Here is a 16,903-nt window from a genome sequence, read left to right on the forward strand (position 1 = left end):
TGCGGATGGATTAATTTGAGTGGCACGGTCCTTGCCCCGGACAGAATCCAAAATGAGTCGTTCAAGCAAACGTTTTCGCCCTCAATAAAACAGGCATTTCATTGCTCGATGGTAGATTCTTGAGTTGATAATTCGAACTCAGTAGGACTACACGCCATGACGAAATGCCTCCATTCGATCTTGGAAAAATCAACTGCTTGTCCACATGACATGCGATCAAGCTCTGCAAAAAGATCCGAAGGGATTACCAAACGGTTGCCTAAACTATTGCGGCAAGCCGCCCTATTAATTCCTCTTACCGCTACCGCTGGTGTTGCGACTGCCTCTGACCTGGTTTTGGACTCGGTTATTGTTGGCAACCCCTCACAAGTTAGGGCAAGCGAAGAGGTAAACTATGAGGTCAGCCTGCGAAACAGCTTGAACGCAACAACAGCCGAGAATGTCGTCCTCACGATCAACCTGCCGGGAACTGCTGAATACATTGGGCATTCGGTGGCAGGCTCAACTGATAGTTGTAGTCATAACAGTGGCGTCCTGACTTGTAACCTTGATGATATCCCTTATTCCGTCGCGGTTGACACGACTGTTAATGTACAGACACGCATCACAGCCTCAACCCCCAACAGCGTAACCTACTCATCTAATGTTGCAGCCAGCACCGAAACTGCGGGCACCAATGACCAGGGCTCACGCAACGTGAGTGTTGCAAGCGGTACGGATTTGGAAATGCTGCTAACAGGTGACGCATCGGTGATGTCGGGCGGCGTAGTGACCTACGTCGCATCCATAGAAAACCACGGCCCAGACACCGCCCCCTCTCCACGCGCGGTGATTACACTATCACCCGATGTAACACGCACTGGTGGCCTTCCTGCGGGTTGTACACAGAGCAACCAGGTCATCACGTGCACCAGCGGTACGGCATTGTCCAACGGAAACACCTGGTCGATTGGAAACATCACCGCCATCGTCACACCCTCCAGTGGTAACGTTTCAACCACGGGTTCAGCCAGCTTCAACAACGGTACAGGGTTTGACGGTATTTCCAGCAACAATACCAAGACAGTGCTCACCGAAGCGACACCGGGGAGCGACCTTCGTGTCGAGATGACCCGTGTTGGATCAGGCACAATTGTCCAGTTTGATACGGTACAAGTCCGTTTGCGGCCAATTTATTCAGGCCAGGACCCGAGCAACCTATCAATGGTTGCAACCATTGATTCTAGCTTTGGGATCCAACAGGCTCCGAACTTTACCCAAAACGGCTGGAATTGCGCAGTAGCAGGACAACAGATCACCTGCAGCAGAACCTCCGGAGGTGGCGGTGACAACGTTGCTAACTATCAGATCGGCGATGTGCTGATCGACTTGGAGGCGCTCAGCTCGGGAGCAAACTTGCAAAGCAATACCGTTGTTTCTTCTGGTGGTTTGAGTCCAGACGCCATCCCAAGCAACGACACCGCGACGCTAGCTCTTACCGTCGCAGCGCCAAGTTTCAACCTTCAAGGCTTCAAAACCGGCCCGTCTGTGAACGAGTCACTGCGTGTGGTAAACGGCGAAACGTTCACCTACAGATTACGCGCACGCAACGACAGCAATATTCCGTTCCGCGGTGAGCTGCGCATGACCGATACACTGCCAGCGGGCATAGAGGTTACAGCTATCAATGCGAACGGCTGGGCGTGTACGCCCTCCACCACTCCAGTTACAGGCTCGGCTTCAATTGTTTGTAACCGGGATTACTCTGGCACACCTTTGGCGAGTGGTACTAATGCACCTGACGTGACCCTGACTGCGAGAGTGGTGACCGAAGGCGGCCCGTATCAAAACCAGATGTGCGTGAGCTACCACAACGTGCCGGCAGGCGTCGTTTATCCCACTGAATCAAATGGCGATGCCACCAGCGGCGATAACTGCCAAACGCATACCGGAGTAAGCGGCTACCAGGCTGTAGATAGTGCCGATCTATCTGTTGCGAAAACAGCATCGCCGGCCTCGGTTGCAGCGGGTGAGGTATTGACCTATACGCTGGAGTTGGTAAATGCAGGTACTGCTAATGCCACAAATGTAACCCTGAGCGATGCCTTTCCCGACCTGTTTACCGGGCACACATCTGGACAGAGCTATCTTGGCGCCACATTGCTTTCCTCTGGAAATACAACTGTCGCTAGTCTCGACGATATTTGTGGAACCAGTCATCAGAGCGGCAATGCCGGTAGCCATACACTGAACTGCACATTTCCGACAGTTCCGGTGTGTACTCAGGGTAGTGATTGTGCACGCATTGAGATTCAAGTACGCCCCCTTGGCAATACCAGCAACGCCGACCCGTTAACCAGAGTCAACAACGAGGCCTGCGCGTACTCTGCGAGCACCGCTGACTCAGACTTCAGCAACAACTGTGGCTCGGCGTCTAGCGAAATTACTGCAAAAGCCGACATTTCTGTCGTCAAAACAGCCGCTTGGCTTGAGGACCCTGAGCCCATCGCGGCAGGTACAAACCTGACGTATACCATCACGGTTCGCAACCCTGCAGCCTCGTCGGCTTCTGGTGCAGCCAACGTTGAGCTGGAAGAAACTCTTCCTGAAGACGTGACTTTTGTTTCCGCAACCCCAACTGTAGGTAGCTGCTCCGCTCCCACCTCTGAGACCGTGATTAATTCCGGTAACAATACATTTAGCTGTGACCTGGGTACGTTGGCACGGAATGCATCACAAACGGTAGAAGTTGTCGTGCGCCCCAACCATGGAACACAGGGCAACACGCTACAAAATGATGTTGCAGTGTCCACCGACACTCCTGAGTGGGACAGCACCAACAATACCTCTTTCGCCACCACGGACGTTGCCGTGGCACGTGTCGATCTGGTCAGCACCCAGCGTGACAACGAAAGTACGCTTGGAGAGGTCGCCATCGGAGATGAGGTTGTCTACACCCTGCGCACGGTAAACCGTGGTCCATCCGTCGCCGAAGATGTCAAACTCTACACCGTGCTGCCAACCTCTGGCCTGTCGTTTGTCCGTTTCGAATATGAAGACGCCAACAACGGCAATGCAATCACGCCTGGGCTGCCGGCGGGTGTATCGTGCACCAGTCAACCCAATCCGGGGGACTTCGGCAAAACCACTGATCGTGTCAACGAGCTGTTCTTCACAGCTTCGCCTGATCCGATACCTGATCCACTACCGACATTGCCCGGTGCCCTGTATGGCCGGTATCACAGCGATCTTGAAAATGCAGACATCGTATGCGACGTCGCAGATCTGCTGGCCGTAAATGATTCGGTTGAATTCCGCATGGTACTCAAAGGTGAAGAAGCCGGAACCTTTGAGCCTTACACTATTGCACGCTCACTCGAACACCGTGCAGGCATCGCAGACATCGTACCTGCCAATGACTTTGAGCCGGAGAACACTACGGTCAAAACCGAGGCCGACTTGACAGTATTGGAAAAAACTGCAAGCGCTACACAGGTATCGGTTTTTGAGCCATTCAACTATCTGATTCGTGTTGGCAACAATGGACCGGCCGAGGGTTTGGGTGTCAAGCTGACAGACTCGCTGCCGGCAAATATGGAGCTGGTTGGGGCAGTTAGCATTACAGCCATCACTTCTGGTACAGCAAGCAACCAGACCTGCACCGGCGTGACAGGTGAAACCACCTTCGAATGTGATTTCGGTGATGTCAGTTCTGATTTTGAAGCTACAGTGGTTGTTCCCGTACGGCTAACTGCGGGCAGTGGCACAATCACCAATACCGCTGAAGTGGTAGTGACCGGGAATACGATCGATACTGATTCGGATAATAACGAAGCCGAAGGACCTGTAGATGTCGTCAAATCCAGCCTTGCAGGCCGCGTCTATCACGACAATGATGATAGCGGCAACTACACCAGCGGTACGAACCCGGCCATTGCGGGGGTTACGGTTAACCTGACGGGTACTGATGCTTTCAAAAACCCGGTCAGTCGTTCAACGACCACTGATGGTAATGGTGAATACCTGTTCACCAACCTGGCACCCGGTAACTACACTGTTACTGAGCAGCATCCGGCCAGCTGGATTGATGCTGAAGAAACGGCCGGCTCTGAAGGCGGCAATATTGCCACCAATGATGTGATCAGCGACATCACATTGCCCGCAAACACTGACGCAACCGAATACAATTTCGGTGAACTCAGAGATCTGGGAACCGGCACCGTCACGGCCAGCATTTCGGGCCATGTCTATCATGACCGCAACAACAATGGCGTGTTTGATACGGACGAAGCTCCTATTGCCGGCGTAACCGTACGTCTGGAAGGTAATGGTAATGGGGACGTTCGGACCACTACCACCAATACCAGCGGCTATTACGCATTTAGCGGTCTTGAACCGGGCGTGGAGTACACCGTTACGGAGGAACAGCCTTCAGGTTGGGTCGATGGCCGTGAGACAGCAGGCAGTGTCTTCACCGACTCAGCCAACAGCAACGATGTGTTTGTCGTGAATGTTGGAGATGACGAGCATGGTGAGGAATGGAACTTCGGTGAACGCAGGTCTTCAGACCTGACCCCCACCGCCATTCCGGTGATGGGTCCGTTCGGTTTGCTGTTGACTGCATTGCTGCTGGGCCTGATAGCGATGCTGTCACCGCGCATTCGCCGTCAATTTTGTTGATTCACTTCAGCATCTGAACAATTAAACAAAGGCCACACCGCAAGGTGTGGCCTTTTGTGCAACTACAGGCAATAGCGTCATATCACCGATTGCGAGATAAACGCATCCCCGGTTATTATGGCGCGTTTTAAATATTCAATTTGAAATGGAGTTTTGATATGACTGAGCAGGTAGTAACTGCGGAAAAGCCCACCACCGAAGGCAGCTGCAAGCTGGTATACATTCTATATCTGGCAGGGCTTGTGTTTGGTATAACCGGTGTTATCGGTGTCATTATGGCCTACATCAATAAAAGTGATGCACCGGAATGGCTGCAGCGCCACTACCAGTTCCAGATCCGCACATTCTGGATCGGTTTTCTCTATCTGGTAATCGGCAGCATCCTGTCGCTGGTAATCATTGGCTGGTTTGTCATCCTTTTCTGGGTTGTATGGCTAATCATTCGTTGTGTCAAAGGCATGAAAGCGCTGGACATGAAACAGGCACCTGCCAACGTCACCGGCTGGCTGTTCTAGGCTCTGATTTTGTTGCACCGAAGCCGCACCTGTACGTGCGGCTTTTTTGTGCCTGAAACCTTCCAGTGATCTGTGGCCATCGCACGCTGGCCCGCTAATCTGACAAGCCCCCCCACGCCCTGCCAAGGCAGGGCACACCCCTCTTTTTCTCCCGCCCTTCGAATCTTTGACATCTGCAAATATTGATATGAGTCAAAACAAAAACATTTTTTAGCTTATTAAGTATCCAATTAAAGGATCAAAAACATAAAAAATAATCAATAATGCTTCTTATTAAAAATAAAATATTATTTATTTTCAATAGGTTAAATTTTTATAAACAATAAAACAGGTATTTTCCAATATGATACATAACGTATTTTTAAAATATTGATTTATGTATCACGAGTGCTAAATTGCGAGGGCTTTCAAACAACAAGAACCCCGATACAGAGGTAAGCTCCATGCATGATAAACTCGCTAACACCATGGAATTTCCGCCGGAAACACCGCAGCCGAACATCTACCCGCTGCGCTGGGAAACCAAGTCTTCCAAAGTAGAAGAGATCTGGGATGCATCTCTGCGTGAAGCCTGGAACCCGAAAGACCTGCCCTGGGACACCTTTGACGCTTCCAGCTACTCATGGGAAGAGCGTGAAGCAATCGCCTACTGGTGGACCCTGCTCTCTGTATTTGATGCCTCTGCACCGCCGGTTTTCGCAGAAGCATTCATCAAAACCTACGAAGATCACGAAGAAGATGCCATCCGTCGCTGCTTCTTCTCCGTCACCCGTGACGAGCAGAACCACGAACAGATGTGTGGTCTGGTGATCACCAAAATGCTCGAGTCCGCCAGCCCATTGGAATATGAACCCAAGACTGAACTGGGTCGTCGTCTGCAGAAAAATGCACGCTGGCTGTACTACAACGGTGGTCGTTACTGGAATGGCTACAAGAAAGCCGTTCCCAAATACAGCCTGGCCGTACTGTTCAGCTCATTCCTGATGGGTGAAATCGCGGCAGCCACCATCTTCAAGCAGATGTCTCAGAGCTGCGAAGAGCTGGTATTCACTGAAGCGTTCAAGAACATCGGTCGTGACGAAGGCCGCCACATGGCGATCTGCCTGTCGCTGATGGAGCGCGACTATCCGAAGCTCTCCCGGGAAGAGAAGTCGATCATCACCAAGCAGATCCGCGCAGGCTACCTGTTCCTGTCTGCCGTGCTGTTCGAGCCGCCGGCCGAGTTCTGGGATCTGCCTGAAGACTTCATCGCTACCCAGCGTGAAGCGGAAGCCATTGCACGTGAAGCCGGCTTCGGTATCCCGACCTACGAAGACAAGCGCGAAAACTGGCGCAACGCCATGCTTAACCTGAAAGCGGTTCTGGACAAGTATGACACCCCGTTCCCGGCGATCCCCGAAGTGGACATCACCGGTGAGGAAGTGACTCAGGCGGATCTGGATTCTGCGGATATCATTCCGATTTTCTGATCCCACCTGTCCGATGCTTGCTTTTACAGCCGCCCCGACCCAATCGGGTCGGCTGTTTTCCGTTACCAATTTCTGCTGTTACAGGGCTGACTGAGCCATTCAGAGCCCGGAGGTGCGTATGACTACAATCCGTTTGTCCCCGTCCGGCAAAGAGGTTGAGGCCAAAACCGGCGAGACCGTGCTGGAAACCCTGGAAAATGCCGGCTATGCCCTGCCCAACAATTGCCGCGCCGGAGCCTGTGGCGAGTGCAAGGTCAAAGTGCTCAGCGGTGAATTCGACCAGGGCATGGTGCTGGATATGGCACTGTCTCAGGACGAGCGTGCCGAGGGCTATGGCCTGATGTGCATGTGCAAGCCACTCAGCGATACCCTTGAGATCGACTGGGGCACGGATGATGCCAAACCCAAACTGTTTCCGCCGCGCGAAAATATTCGCTGCGTGGTCGTGGACCGCATCGAGCGGACGCCGCGTATCGCCGAAATTCGCCTGCGCCCCATTGGTGAGCCGATTCGCTTCTGGCCGGGTCAGTATGTGAGCCTGACCGATACCCAGAAAACGGTCACCCCACGTTCCTATTCCATCGCCAACGCCCCGCGCCCTGATGGCGAGATCGTGCTGCAGATCACACGCGTGCCGGATGGCAAGACCAGCAACTGGGTTCACGATGAAGTAAAGCCCGGCAGCATGGTCAACGTGTCAGGCCCCTATGGCACCTTCATTGGCGACCCCAGTACTGATGGTCCCGTACTGTGTCTGGCCGCCGGTACTGGCCTTGCTCCGATTCTGAGTCTGGCAGATGCCGCCCTGCGCCGTGGCTTCAAGCAGCCGGTGCACCTGATGTTTTCGGCTCGCACCGAAGATGAGATCTATTGCCGTGGCCTGATGGAACTGTGGAATGCGCGTCATCGTCGCTTCAAGTTCATCCCGACTTTGACCCGGGAACAGAAAGAAGGAATGCAACACGGTCGTATTCCCGACATCATCAAGGATCTTTATGCGGACCTGTCGAAGCATGCAATCTACATCGCCGGCAGCCCGGAGTTTGTAGATGCCTGCATCGAAGCGGTCAAGGCGCAGGGTGCTCAGGCCGAGATGATCCACACCGAAGGCTTCTTCGATCAGGCACCGCCGGTCGCACCTTCCAAGTCTCAGCTGGTGTGACACAAAGCGCTGCCGGAAATCAATCCGGCAGCCTCTGCTGCTTGTATTCATCGCCCTTTGTGCCTAACGTTGAATGGGTATCCCCGACAGCGGCGACAGAATGGAACCGGCAGACTTTCTCCCCCGTCATCGACTTCAATCCCTGTTGGATCACCTGTTACAGCAGGGTTTTGAAATCCTTGCGCCACAGGTGCGCGATGGCGCTATTCTGTTCAGACCAACACAGCACGTTGATCAACTGCCGAGAGGGGTTACCCAGCAGCAGGCACCCGGGCATTATCGACTGCAGCAGGGTGATTCCCCACGCTGCTTCAGCTGGGCCAACGGCCCGCAGGCAATAAAACCTCTGACGTTTACCCCGCAAGAAACACTCTGGCGCTCGGAGCTGCAGGCCGATGGCAGCCTGCGCTTTCATGAAGCCCCCGTCGTGACCCGTGCTACTGCGGTGATCGGGATACGTGGCTGTGATTTGGCCGCGCTGGCACTGCAGGACCGCCACTTTCTTGAGCGAATTGAAGACCCTCTCTATCGTCAACGCCGCGACAGCCTGCTGCTGATTGCGGTGGACTGCTCGCACCCGGCTGACACCTGCTTTTGTGCCAGCACTGGCGACGGACCCGAAGCGCAAACCGGATTTGATCTGGCCCTGACCGAGCTGGCCGAAGGTTACCGTGTCAGAGCCGGGAGTGTGCGCGGGGAAAGTATCATGCGGGCCCTGCCACTGGTTGCGTCCGATGCCACCCTGCGACAGGAAGCCATCGAGCAGGCCACACAGGCACGCTGCCAGCAACGGTCCCTGCCAGCCTTCGATCCAGCCGGTTTGATTCATCAGAGTGAACACCCAGCCTGGGACAGGGTCGCTGATGCCTGCCTCAGTTGCGGCAACTGTACCTCCGTCTGCCCCAGTTGTTTCTGTCACAGCGAGGCTGAAGCCCCGACGCTTGATGGCCAGCAATCGGAGCACCAGCGTGAGTGGGACTCCTGTTTCAGTGAAGGCCACAGCTACATTCACGGCCTGCATGTCCGACCGGATACCCGCAGCCGCTATAAACAGTGGTTGACGCACAAGTTCGGCAGCTGGGTGGAGCAGTATGGCCGCAGCGGCTGCACCGGATGCGGTCGCTGCATCGGCTGGTGCCCGGTAGGGATCGACCCGTTGCAGGTGCTCCGCGAGCTGGGCGAAGAGGTGAAATAATGCGTCATCAGCAGCTCCCCGCCAGTGCCGAAGTCGTCCGCCGAGTGCAGGAAACCGCCGATATTTTTACCCTGCAGCTGCGACTGGACGATCCGTCAGACCCCTCGCTGCTGACTATTCAGCCCGGCCAATTCAACATGCTGGACGTGTTCGGTGTCGGTGAAGTCCCGATCTCGTTCAAGGCCCTGACAAACGACCATGATGGCACGCCCCTGCTTGAACACACCATTCGCGCGGTGGGCCGTGTCACACGGGCACTGTCGGCACTCAAGCCCGGCGACCGAATCGGCGTTCGCGGCCCCTTCGGTCACGGCTGGCCTCTGGCCGAGGCTCAGGCAAAGGATGTGTGTGTGATCACCGGCGGACTGGGCTGCGCCCCGGCGGTTTCGGTGGTTGAGCACCTGTTTGTAAACCGCTCGGCATTCGGCCGGATTCATATCATTCAGGGGGTACGCCACTCGGACGATCTCATCTGGCGTACCCAGTACGAGGCCTGGGCGCGCCAGCCCGATACCGAGGTACAGCTGGCTGCAGACAGCGCCGCGCCCGACTGGCCCTGGTTCAGCGGCAAAGTCACCGAACTGATCACACGTCTGTCATTGCGACCGGCGCAAACCCGCGTCTACTGCTGTGGCCCCGAACCGATGATGCGCGCCAGTGCCGAACAGCTGATCGCTCAGGGTGTGGCCGAGGATGCAATCTGGCTCAGCCTTGAGCGCAACATGCAGTGTGCCACCGGCCACTGTGGCCACTGCCAGTTCGGCGCCGACTTCATCTGCCGCGACGGCCCGGTGTTCAACTATCCGCACATTCGTGACCGGTTGGGCCTCAAGGGGGTATAGAGGTGAGTAGACCCAGAGTTGCCGTGCACAAGTTCAGCTCCTGCGATGGCTGCCAGCTCGCGTTTCTGAATCTGGGCGAGTCGCTGCTGCAGCTGAGTGAACAGGTGGAAATTCTGCACTTTCTGGAAGCAGGCATGAGCGAAGCCGATGCTCAAGTGGATATCGCCTTCGTTGAGGGCAGCCTGTCTACGCCGGATGAGCTGGAGCGCATCCAACAGGTACGTAAAAACAGCCGCTTTCTGGTCAGCATCGGCGCCTGTGCCACCAGCGGCGGCCTTCAGGCACTGCGCAATCTGGACGGCCAACATGATGAATGGCGTGATGCCATTTACGCCCGCCCCGAGTTCATTGAGACCCTGCAGGAGGTAAGGCCTATCGCCTCCGTGGTGGACGTGGATCTGGAGTTGTGGGGTTGCCCTGTCAGCAGTGCTCAGGTAGTGGCAGCCGTGCGCTCGCTGCTGTTCGGCGTCGCACCAGTGGATGATCGTGACCGGGTCTGCCTGGAGTGCAAGCGCCAGCAGGCCGTATGCGTGATGGTTACCGAGGGCAAACCCTGTATGGGCCCGGTCACACGCACCGGCTGCGGAGCGCTCTGCCCACGCTTTGGCCGCGACTGTTATGGCTGTTATGGTCCTGCCGAAACGGCCCAAAGCGACACCCTGGCACGCCGTTTCGCAGGCTTGGGCCTGATGCCGGACGCCATTGCCCGACGTTTTCTGCTGATCAACTCTCAGGCCCCCGCGTTTTTGCAAACCGGTCGGGTATTCTGGCACTCGGGACAGGAGGCTGAAGATGACTGAGCGCCGTATCCGCATCGATGTACCCGCCCTGACGCGGGTAGAGGGTGAGGGCTCGCTGCGACTGGAGGTCGTTAATGGCCAACTGGTTGAACTGGGCCTGTCGATCTTTGAGCCACCACGCTATTTCGAGAAGTTTCTGGAAGGGCGCGATGCCCATGAAGTCGTGGACATTGTGGCCCGCATCTGTGGCATCTGCCCCATCGCCTATCAGGTCAGCGCCCTTAATGCCCTCGAGTCACTGGCCAAAGACCCCTTGCCACACTGGGTACAAAAACTGCGCCGGCTGTTCTACTGTGGCGAATGGCTGCAAAGTCACGCCTTGCATATCCATCTGCTCGCCCTGCCCGATTTTCTGGGTTTCGACTCCGCCATCGCCATGGCCGAGCAACACCCGGAGACAGTCCGGCGTGGCATGCAACTCCAGGCGCTGGGCAATGAGCTGATCCGGTTGCTGGGGGGGCGCTCGGTACACCCCGTTGGCGCCCGCATTGGTGGCTTCCACCGCGCCCCTGAACCCAAGCAGATATCGCCCCTGCTGGACAGGCTGCGCCAGGCTCAGCCACTGGCCCGTGACCTGACCACTTTTTGCGCAGGACTGGACCTGCCGGATGACCCGCAGGACTTTATCAGCATCGCACTGACTCATCCGGATCGCTATGCCATCGAGTCCGGTCGGCTGATTACCAGCACCGGGCTGAAACTGGGGGTTGAAGAGTTTGAGCAGCACTTCCACGAACACCACAAGCCGGATTCCACCGCCCTCTGGTCGGATCTGAACGGCGAACCCTATCTCACCGGTCCATTGGCTCGGTTGAATCTCAATCACCAACACCTGCCGCCCGCCATCCAGCAAAGTCTGAAGGCAACCCGGATGCAACTACCCAGCAACAACATGTTCCACAGCCTGATTGCCCGTGCGCTGGAAATCGAGCTTGTGATTCACGAGGCGATCAACATACTGCAGGACTATGAATACCCAAGCGCTCCCTGCCCGCAGCCCGAACTGAGCGCAGGGGTCTGCTTTGGCATGAGTGAAGCGCCGCGCGGTCTGCTTTGGCACCGCTATGAGGTAGGACCTGATCAGCGGATCAAGGCAGCGCGCATCGTGCCGCCCACCAGCCAGAATCAGGCGCGCATTGAAGCGGACCTGTATCGCTCGTTGACCGCATTCGGGTTGAACCGGGATGAGGAGTCTCTCAGGCTGAGGGCCGAGCAGGTCATTCGCAACTATGACCCCTGTATCTCCTGCGCCACCCATTTTCTCAGGCTGGATATGCGTCGATCATGAGTGGCTGGCGGGTGATCGGCATCGGCTCTCCGTTCGGGGACGACCGTGCAGGCTGGGTGGTCCTGGAACAGCTGGCACAGCACTCACTGCCAGAGAATGTGGAGCTGATAACGCTGGATCGGCCAGGCCTGGATCTGATCAATTGGCTTGAGCGGGACATAAAAACGATTCTGATCGATGCCGCACAGACAACGGTATTTCCCGCGGGGCACTGGATGCCGCTTGATATCGACCAGCTGGACAGTTCTGAAGACCTGTCCAGTCATGGCTTTGGTTTGGCACCCACGCTGAAGCTGGCACAGGCCCTGGGGGGCCTGCCGCATCGGCTCCGGCTGTTTGGGATCTGCATCGCCCCCCGCTCAAGCCAGCCTGAACACGACACCCTGTCCTCCAGCGTCATGACAGGGGCAGAACAGCTTTCGACCTGGCTGGCAGAGCAGATTGCCGCTGATTCAGATGCGCGCTATACCGCAACCGGCAGCGGCGGGGTCGGATCGATCGGATCGTCATCCCGCTCCGACTGCTCGCGCAAGTAGTGCTCAATCGCCTGCGAGACCTGCTGACTCAACCCCTGCAGTCCGGTATTGCCGAACAGGCGGTTGAACTCCAGCAGGTAGGGGTAGCCATCCACCATCGCCACGTCAAAGCCGGCATGGTCGATCTCCAGTTGCTGGGCCACGCGCAGCACCAGATCCACGGCGGCCTGTGGCAGTGGCGTCTCGATATCCACGGTGCCCCCCCTGAGACAGGTTGTTATGAAAGCCATCATGACCCTGGCAGCGCCAGAAACCGGCCACCAGCTTGCCACCTACCACTATGATGCGCAGGTCACGATCAATCGGCAGCTGTTCCTGCACGTAGATCACCGGCGTCTTCGCCAGATAGGCATTCCAGTCCGCCCGGTTCTCGATCAGAAAGACGCCCTGCCCCATGCTGCTTTTCGGAATCTTGGCAACGAAAGGCAATGGCATCTGATCCCAGACACGCTCCGCATGTTGCGGATCATTGGGCTCAATCAGCGTCCAGGGAATATTGCCCGCTGCCACCATCTGAAAGGCACGGGTCATCTCAACCTTGTCATGACCGATCAGGTAAGAGGAGAGGCTCGGAAATATCTTCTTGTTGAGGCCAAATACCAGTGCGTTGACCTGCCAGTATTCAGGGAAAAGAACCCAGTCCGCCGACTCAATTCGTTCGCGCTCACGGAACAAATGCTCCGGCTTGATGTAGTGAACATCGGGAAGGTGAAGGGTTCGGAACGCATCAAAGGACACGCATTTCATTTGTGTTGAACCGGTGAGTTGAAAGTCGCGGATAATAATCCGCTTCTGCGGCGGCGTAAAGCAATTTTTGCTGCATTTTTGAACAGAAATACGGTGCTGTTTTATCGGCCCGGCGGCAGGGTGAATTCACCCGGCAGAGAGTGTAAGCTGTGTTACATTCTGTTCGTCTCCAGGAGTCATTAACATGTCGGCCCAGCGCAATCATCTCGACTTTTTTGCCATCAGCATCATGCTGATGCTGTGCACCATCTGGGGCTTTCAGCAGGTGGCGCTCAAGCTGGCGGCAGATGACATCGTACCGACGCTGCAGATCGGACTGCGCTCGGCCTTTGCGGCCAGTGTGCTGTTTCTGTTGATGCTGCGCAGTGAAGGTCGTGGCGTGTTTGCAGATGGTACCGTCAAGGCGGGCATACTGGTAGGAACCATGTTTGCCGTCGAGTTCCTGTTTGTCGGGCTGGGGCTGGAGTACACCAGCGCCTCTCATATGGTTGTATTCCTCTATACCTCCCCCATTTTTACCGCGCTGGGGATGCACTTCGTCCATGCTGACGAACGCCTGAGCCGCATTCAGTGGAGCGGTATTGGTCTCGCTTTTTTGGGCGTCTGCATCGCATTTCTGGGGCCGGGCAACACCGGACAGCAAACCACCCTGTTGGGGGACTTCTATGCCCTGCTGGCTGGTGCCGTCTGGGGCTTCACCACCGTTGCCATTCGCCGTTCAAAACTGTCGGAGGCACCTGCCGTCAAGACGCTGTTTTACCAGATGGCTGCCGCCTCGATCCTGCTGATCGGCATGGCGTTTGCGTTGGGCCGCGGCGAGATGAACTGGACCACCGAAACCAGTATCAACATGGCCTTTCAAGCCGTGGTGATCGCGTTTGCCAGTTATCTGACCTGGTTCTGGCTGTTGCGCCGCTATCTCGCATCACGCATGGCCACATTCACTTTCATTACGCCACTGATCGGTGTGCTGTTCGGGGTCCTCATTCTGGGCGAGACCCTGAGTGTACAGTTCATCAGCGGCGGCCTGCTGGTGCTCACCGGCATATTTCTGGTCAGTGCCAAGGACCTGCTCAACCGACGCAAGGCACGCCTGGTAAGAGAAGCCCTTGACTCATGAGCCTACAGCGGCGGGGGCCGTGATCAAAGACTTATGGCTTGCTGAACGTTCTGATCACTGCCGTTCGGCCCCTGCTGTCCACCGGACAGTTGGCGCTCTATCTCTTCCCTGATCATTGCTTCGATCTTCATCCGCACATCAAATGGCAGTTGGGCCAGAGACTCTTCAGTCAGGCCCAGCTCCTTGAGCACCTGGTAGCGAATGCGTTCAGCAGGTGACATCTGCAGCAGGCGCATCAGCTCATCGTGCGCATCCTGCTCTGCCGTTTGCTCCATGCGCATGTTGTTTTCTGCAGCCTGATCTCGCTCAAGCTGTTCTCGGCTTTGAGCAGCCGTTCTGGCGGCCTCTTCCTGCAGCAGCACGGCAAAATCCACCTCTCCTTTTTCACTCGCGGATCGGGTCTGCGTGATCATAGGAGTTGAGTGTGAGTCGATCCTGATCATCCGGGGCTCCTTTATTAGGTGACACCAGACTCAAGCAAGATTCAGGCCATGATCTTTAACTCAATCCTATCAACAACTTGAGCGCCACAAGTGGCAAAGTGCCGCCTGCAGGCAGGTCAGTGCTTGCCGCTGCGGCGACGCCTTATGCAATCATGAACTCATCAAAGAATGCACTCAGTTCTGCATGCGCATCAAGCGGCAGGATAGTGGCAATATGCTGGTCCGGCCGAACCACAACCATACAGCCGCTGTCGCGATCGATACCACGCTGCTCGAAAACATCGTGGCTGGCATTGGTCTGAAACACCTTCTCATAGTCCCTCAGCCCATATTTGCCCTTGGCAGGCCAAAGATAGTTCGGCAGCGTTTCTATAGCCAGATCCTGCTGTTGAAACACAGCGTAGACATCGATCACCGAGTCAATATCCGCATCGGCAGGCGTATATTTTTTGACCGGTGATGATTCAGCGTTTTCGAGAAACTGTACCAGCTTGCCAGTCTCAGAAGCGGTATCTCGCGGATCCTGCCTGTTGCCGAACACGAATACGCGCCAACGACCGTCCGCCTTGTTCAGATGGCCAAGGTGGACAGGACAACCATCGGCGACACGAACCGCTTCGGCTGAATGGAAACGCTGACCAATCGGGAAGCCCGTTGCCAGCCCCTGATGCTCATGACCGGTAGACAGATAGGATTCATCGTAACCAATGGATGTCCCTGCGATAAAGCCGTTCTGTCTGGCGATGAACTTCTCGATATCCGCCGTGCTGGTCTTCCTGGCCTGTCCATCTGCCTTATCTGCACTTGGGCGCGTGGCCACCAGGGCGGACATTTCACGATCGGCATTGATCAGCATCTGCGCCACCTTGCGGCGCTCCGTAACATAGGTCTGCAACAGCTTGGGATCAGACTTGCCCTGCAGCACTGCGGCCAGTTTCCAGCCCAGATTGAACGTATCAGGCAGCGAGGTATTCAGGCCCCAGCCACCCTTGGGGCTGTGCGTATGACAGGCATCACCGGCCACAAAGGCACGCGGGATGAGACCATCCGGGTTGCCCACCGGGTTGTTGTCGAATCGTTCGGCAACACGCTGCCCCACTTCATAGATTGACCACCAGCCTACTTCCTTCACATCAAACGAATATGGCTGCAGAATCAACTGAGCCCTGGCGATGAGGTCATCAGCCGTTAACTCGAGCTGAGATGCCCTTTGATTATTCTCCAACAGCCCCAGCTCCACATACAGTCGGACCAGATAGCCACCCTCTCGGGGCACGATCATCACGGCGCCGTTTTCCTTGGACTGGATAAAGGTTTTGACGCGGATATCGGGGAAGTCGGTTACCGGCAGAACGTCCATGACGCCCCATGCCTTGTTGGCAGAGTCACCCTGCAACTCAATACCCAGACTCTTGCGCACCGCACTGCGCGCACCGTCAGTACCGACCACATAACGCGCCTTGACCGTTTCAACTTTGGCCGACTGCTCGGCATCAACACGCTCAAAGGTCGCCGTGATCGGGTGTGCATTCAGGTGCTGGGTAAGACTTTCATCCACTTCCAGCTCAAGCAATCGACGACTGTAGTGCGGCACCAGATGTGTAACCGATTGCGCCATGCCTTCCAGCAGCAGTTCATGCAACCGTGCCTGGTTCACAACACCGTGAACGAACTCAGACAGACCGAGGCGCGCATCCGGCACCTTGTGGGTGCGCTTGATGTTTTCGGGATGATCGGTGTCTGGCTCCCAAAACGCATTCTGACGCAGCTGGTAGCACTCTTTTACCAGCATCTCGCTGCTGTTGAAGGCTTCCATGATTTCCATGGTGCGGCAGGAGATGCCATCGGCCTGGCCAAACAGCATGGGGCCGGACTTCTGCTCAACGATGCAGGTTTTGATATCGGCAAACTCGGACAACTGACGCGCCAGTGCCAGCCCTGCGGGGCCACAACCGACAATCAGGACATCCACTTCCTTGGGCAGATCCACAATGGGCAGCGGGGCAACCGGCTCACGCGCAGCATCAGGAATTTGGTAGTTGCCGGGTTTGAAACCGTTTAGATGATATTGCATCACGCGATCCTCTTATGCTTATTCGCAGGGCCAGTATGACTTTAGCCTGTCTT

The 16,903-nt window shown here is 56.0% G+C and carries 14 protein-coding genes; 10 read left to right on the forward strand and 4 right to left on the reverse strand.

All coding sequences use genetic code 11. From position 1 onward, the window contains the following. Positions 1 to 156 precede the first annotated feature (156 nt). The 9 genes from BLV48_RS14060 (at position 157) to BLV48_RS14100 (ending at position 12,466) form a co-directional block, all read left to right on the forward strand. Complete coding sequence (locus tag BLV48_RS14060; RefSeq protein ID WP_091827426.1) at positions 157 to 4,659, forward strand: SdrD B-like domain-containing protein; 4,503 nt, start codon at positions 157 to 159, stop codon at positions 4,657 to 4,659. A gap of 158 nt (positions 4,660 to 4,817) precedes the next feature. Then, entirely contained in the window at positions 4,818 to 5,174 is a 357-nt protein-coding gene (locus BLV48_RS14065; protein WP_091827427.1) for a DUF4870 family protein, read from the forward strand. A gap of 443 nt (positions 5,175 to 5,617) precedes the next feature. Further along, positions 5,618 to 6,643 (forward strand): diiron oxygenase, encoded by a 1,026-nt coding sequence (locus BLV48_RS14070; protein ID WP_091827428.1) that lies wholly within the window; start codon positions 5,618 to 5,620, stop codon positions 6,641 to 6,643. Positions 6,644 to 6,761: 118 nt separating this feature from the next. Beyond that, on the forward strand, positions 6,762 to 7,805 hold the full coding sequence (locus tag BLV48_RS14075) for a 2Fe-2S iron-sulfur cluster-binding protein (protein ID WP_091827429.1): 1,044 nt from the start codon (positions 6,762 to 6,764) through the stop codon (positions 7,803 to 7,805). 100 nt (positions 7,806 to 7,905) lie between these two features. Then, entirely contained in the window at positions 7,906 to 9,000 is a 1,095-nt protein-coding gene (locus tag BLV48_RS14080) for a 4Fe-4S dicluster domain-containing protein (RefSeq protein WP_091827430.1), read from the forward strand. After that, entirely contained in the window at positions 9,000 to 9,842 is an 843-nt protein-coding gene (locus BLV48_RS14085; RefSeq protein ID WP_091827431.1) for an FAD/NAD(P)-binding protein, read from the forward strand. Before BLV48_RS14080 ends, BLV48_RS14085 begins: the two co-directional genes overlap by 1 nt. A 2-nt stretch (positions 9,843 to 9,844) precedes the next feature. Next, positions 9,845 to 10,642 carry an NADH-quinone oxidoreductase subunit B family protein gene (locus tag BLV48_RS14090; RefSeq protein WP_091827432.1) on the forward strand — a complete coding sequence of 266 codons (798 nt, stop codon included), beginning with the start codon at positions 9,845 to 9,847 and terminating at the stop codon, positions 10,640 to 10,642. Then, positions 10,635 to 11,930 (forward strand): Ni/Fe hydrogenase subunit alpha, encoded by a 1,296-nt coding sequence (locus BLV48_RS14095; RefSeq protein WP_091827433.1) that lies wholly within the window; start codon positions 10,635 to 10,637, stop codon positions 11,928 to 11,930. The genes BLV48_RS14090 and BLV48_RS14095 overlap by 8 nt, the downstream gene beginning before the upstream one ends. Then, on the forward strand, positions 11,927 to 12,466 hold the full coding sequence (locus tag BLV48_RS14100; RefSeq protein ID WP_091827434.1) for a hydrogenase maturation protease: 540 nt from the start codon (positions 11,927 to 11,929) through the stop codon (positions 12,464 to 12,466). The genes BLV48_RS14095 and BLV48_RS14100 overlap by 4 nt, the downstream gene beginning before the upstream one ends. On the opposite strand, the gene BLV48_RS19540 is transcribed toward BLV48_RS14100, so the two are convergent. Together BLV48_RS19540 and BLV48_RS14105 are read right to left on the reverse strand one after the other, a co-directional pair. Further along, positions 12,394 to 12,609, reverse strand: a complete 216-nt coding sequence (locus BLV48_RS19540; RefSeq protein WP_309546610.1) for a hypothetical protein — start codon at positions 12,607 to 12,609, stop codon at positions 12,394 to 12,396. The genes BLV48_RS14100 and BLV48_RS19540 overlap by 73 nt on opposite strands. Continuing rightward, the gene (locus tag BLV48_RS14105) at positions 12,572 to 13,213 is read right to left on the reverse strand and encodes an ATP-grasp domain-containing protein (protein WP_309546611.1); all 642 of its coding nucleotides are present in this window, start codon (positions 13,211 to 13,213) and stop codon (positions 12,572 to 12,574) included. Before BLV48_RS14105 ends, BLV48_RS19540 begins: the two co-directional genes overlap by 38 nt. Positions 13,214 to 13,397: 184 nt before the next feature. Between BLV48_RS14105 and BLV48_RS14110 the strand changes: the two genes are divergently transcribed. After that, complete coding sequence (locus BLV48_RS14110) at positions 13,398 to 14,333, forward strand: DMT family transporter (protein WP_091827435.1); 936 nt, start codon at positions 13,398 to 13,400, stop codon at positions 14,331 to 14,333. Between the two features lie 23 nt (positions 14,334 to 14,356). Here BLV48_RS14110 and BLV48_RS14115 read toward each other — a convergent pair whose 3' ends face one another. Then, a complete protein-coding gene (locus tag BLV48_RS14115; RefSeq protein ID WP_091827436.1) occupies positions 14,357 to 14,776 on the reverse strand; it encodes a hypothetical protein in 420 nt (139 codons plus the stop codon). 142 nt (positions 14,777 to 14,918) lie between these two features. Beyond that, positions 14,919 to 16,850, reverse strand: a complete 1,932-nt coding sequence (locus BLV48_RS14120; protein WP_091827437.1) for an FAD-dependent monooxygenase — start codon at positions 16,848 to 16,850, stop codon at positions 14,919 to 14,921. Positions 16,851 to 16,903 lie beyond the last annotated feature (53 nt).

This window comes from Marinobacterium iners DSM 11526 (assembly GCF_900107855.1).
GTDB classification, from domain to species: domain Bacteria; phylum Pseudomonadota; class Gammaproteobacteria; order Pseudomonadales; family Balneatricaceae; genus Marinobacterium; species Marinobacterium iners.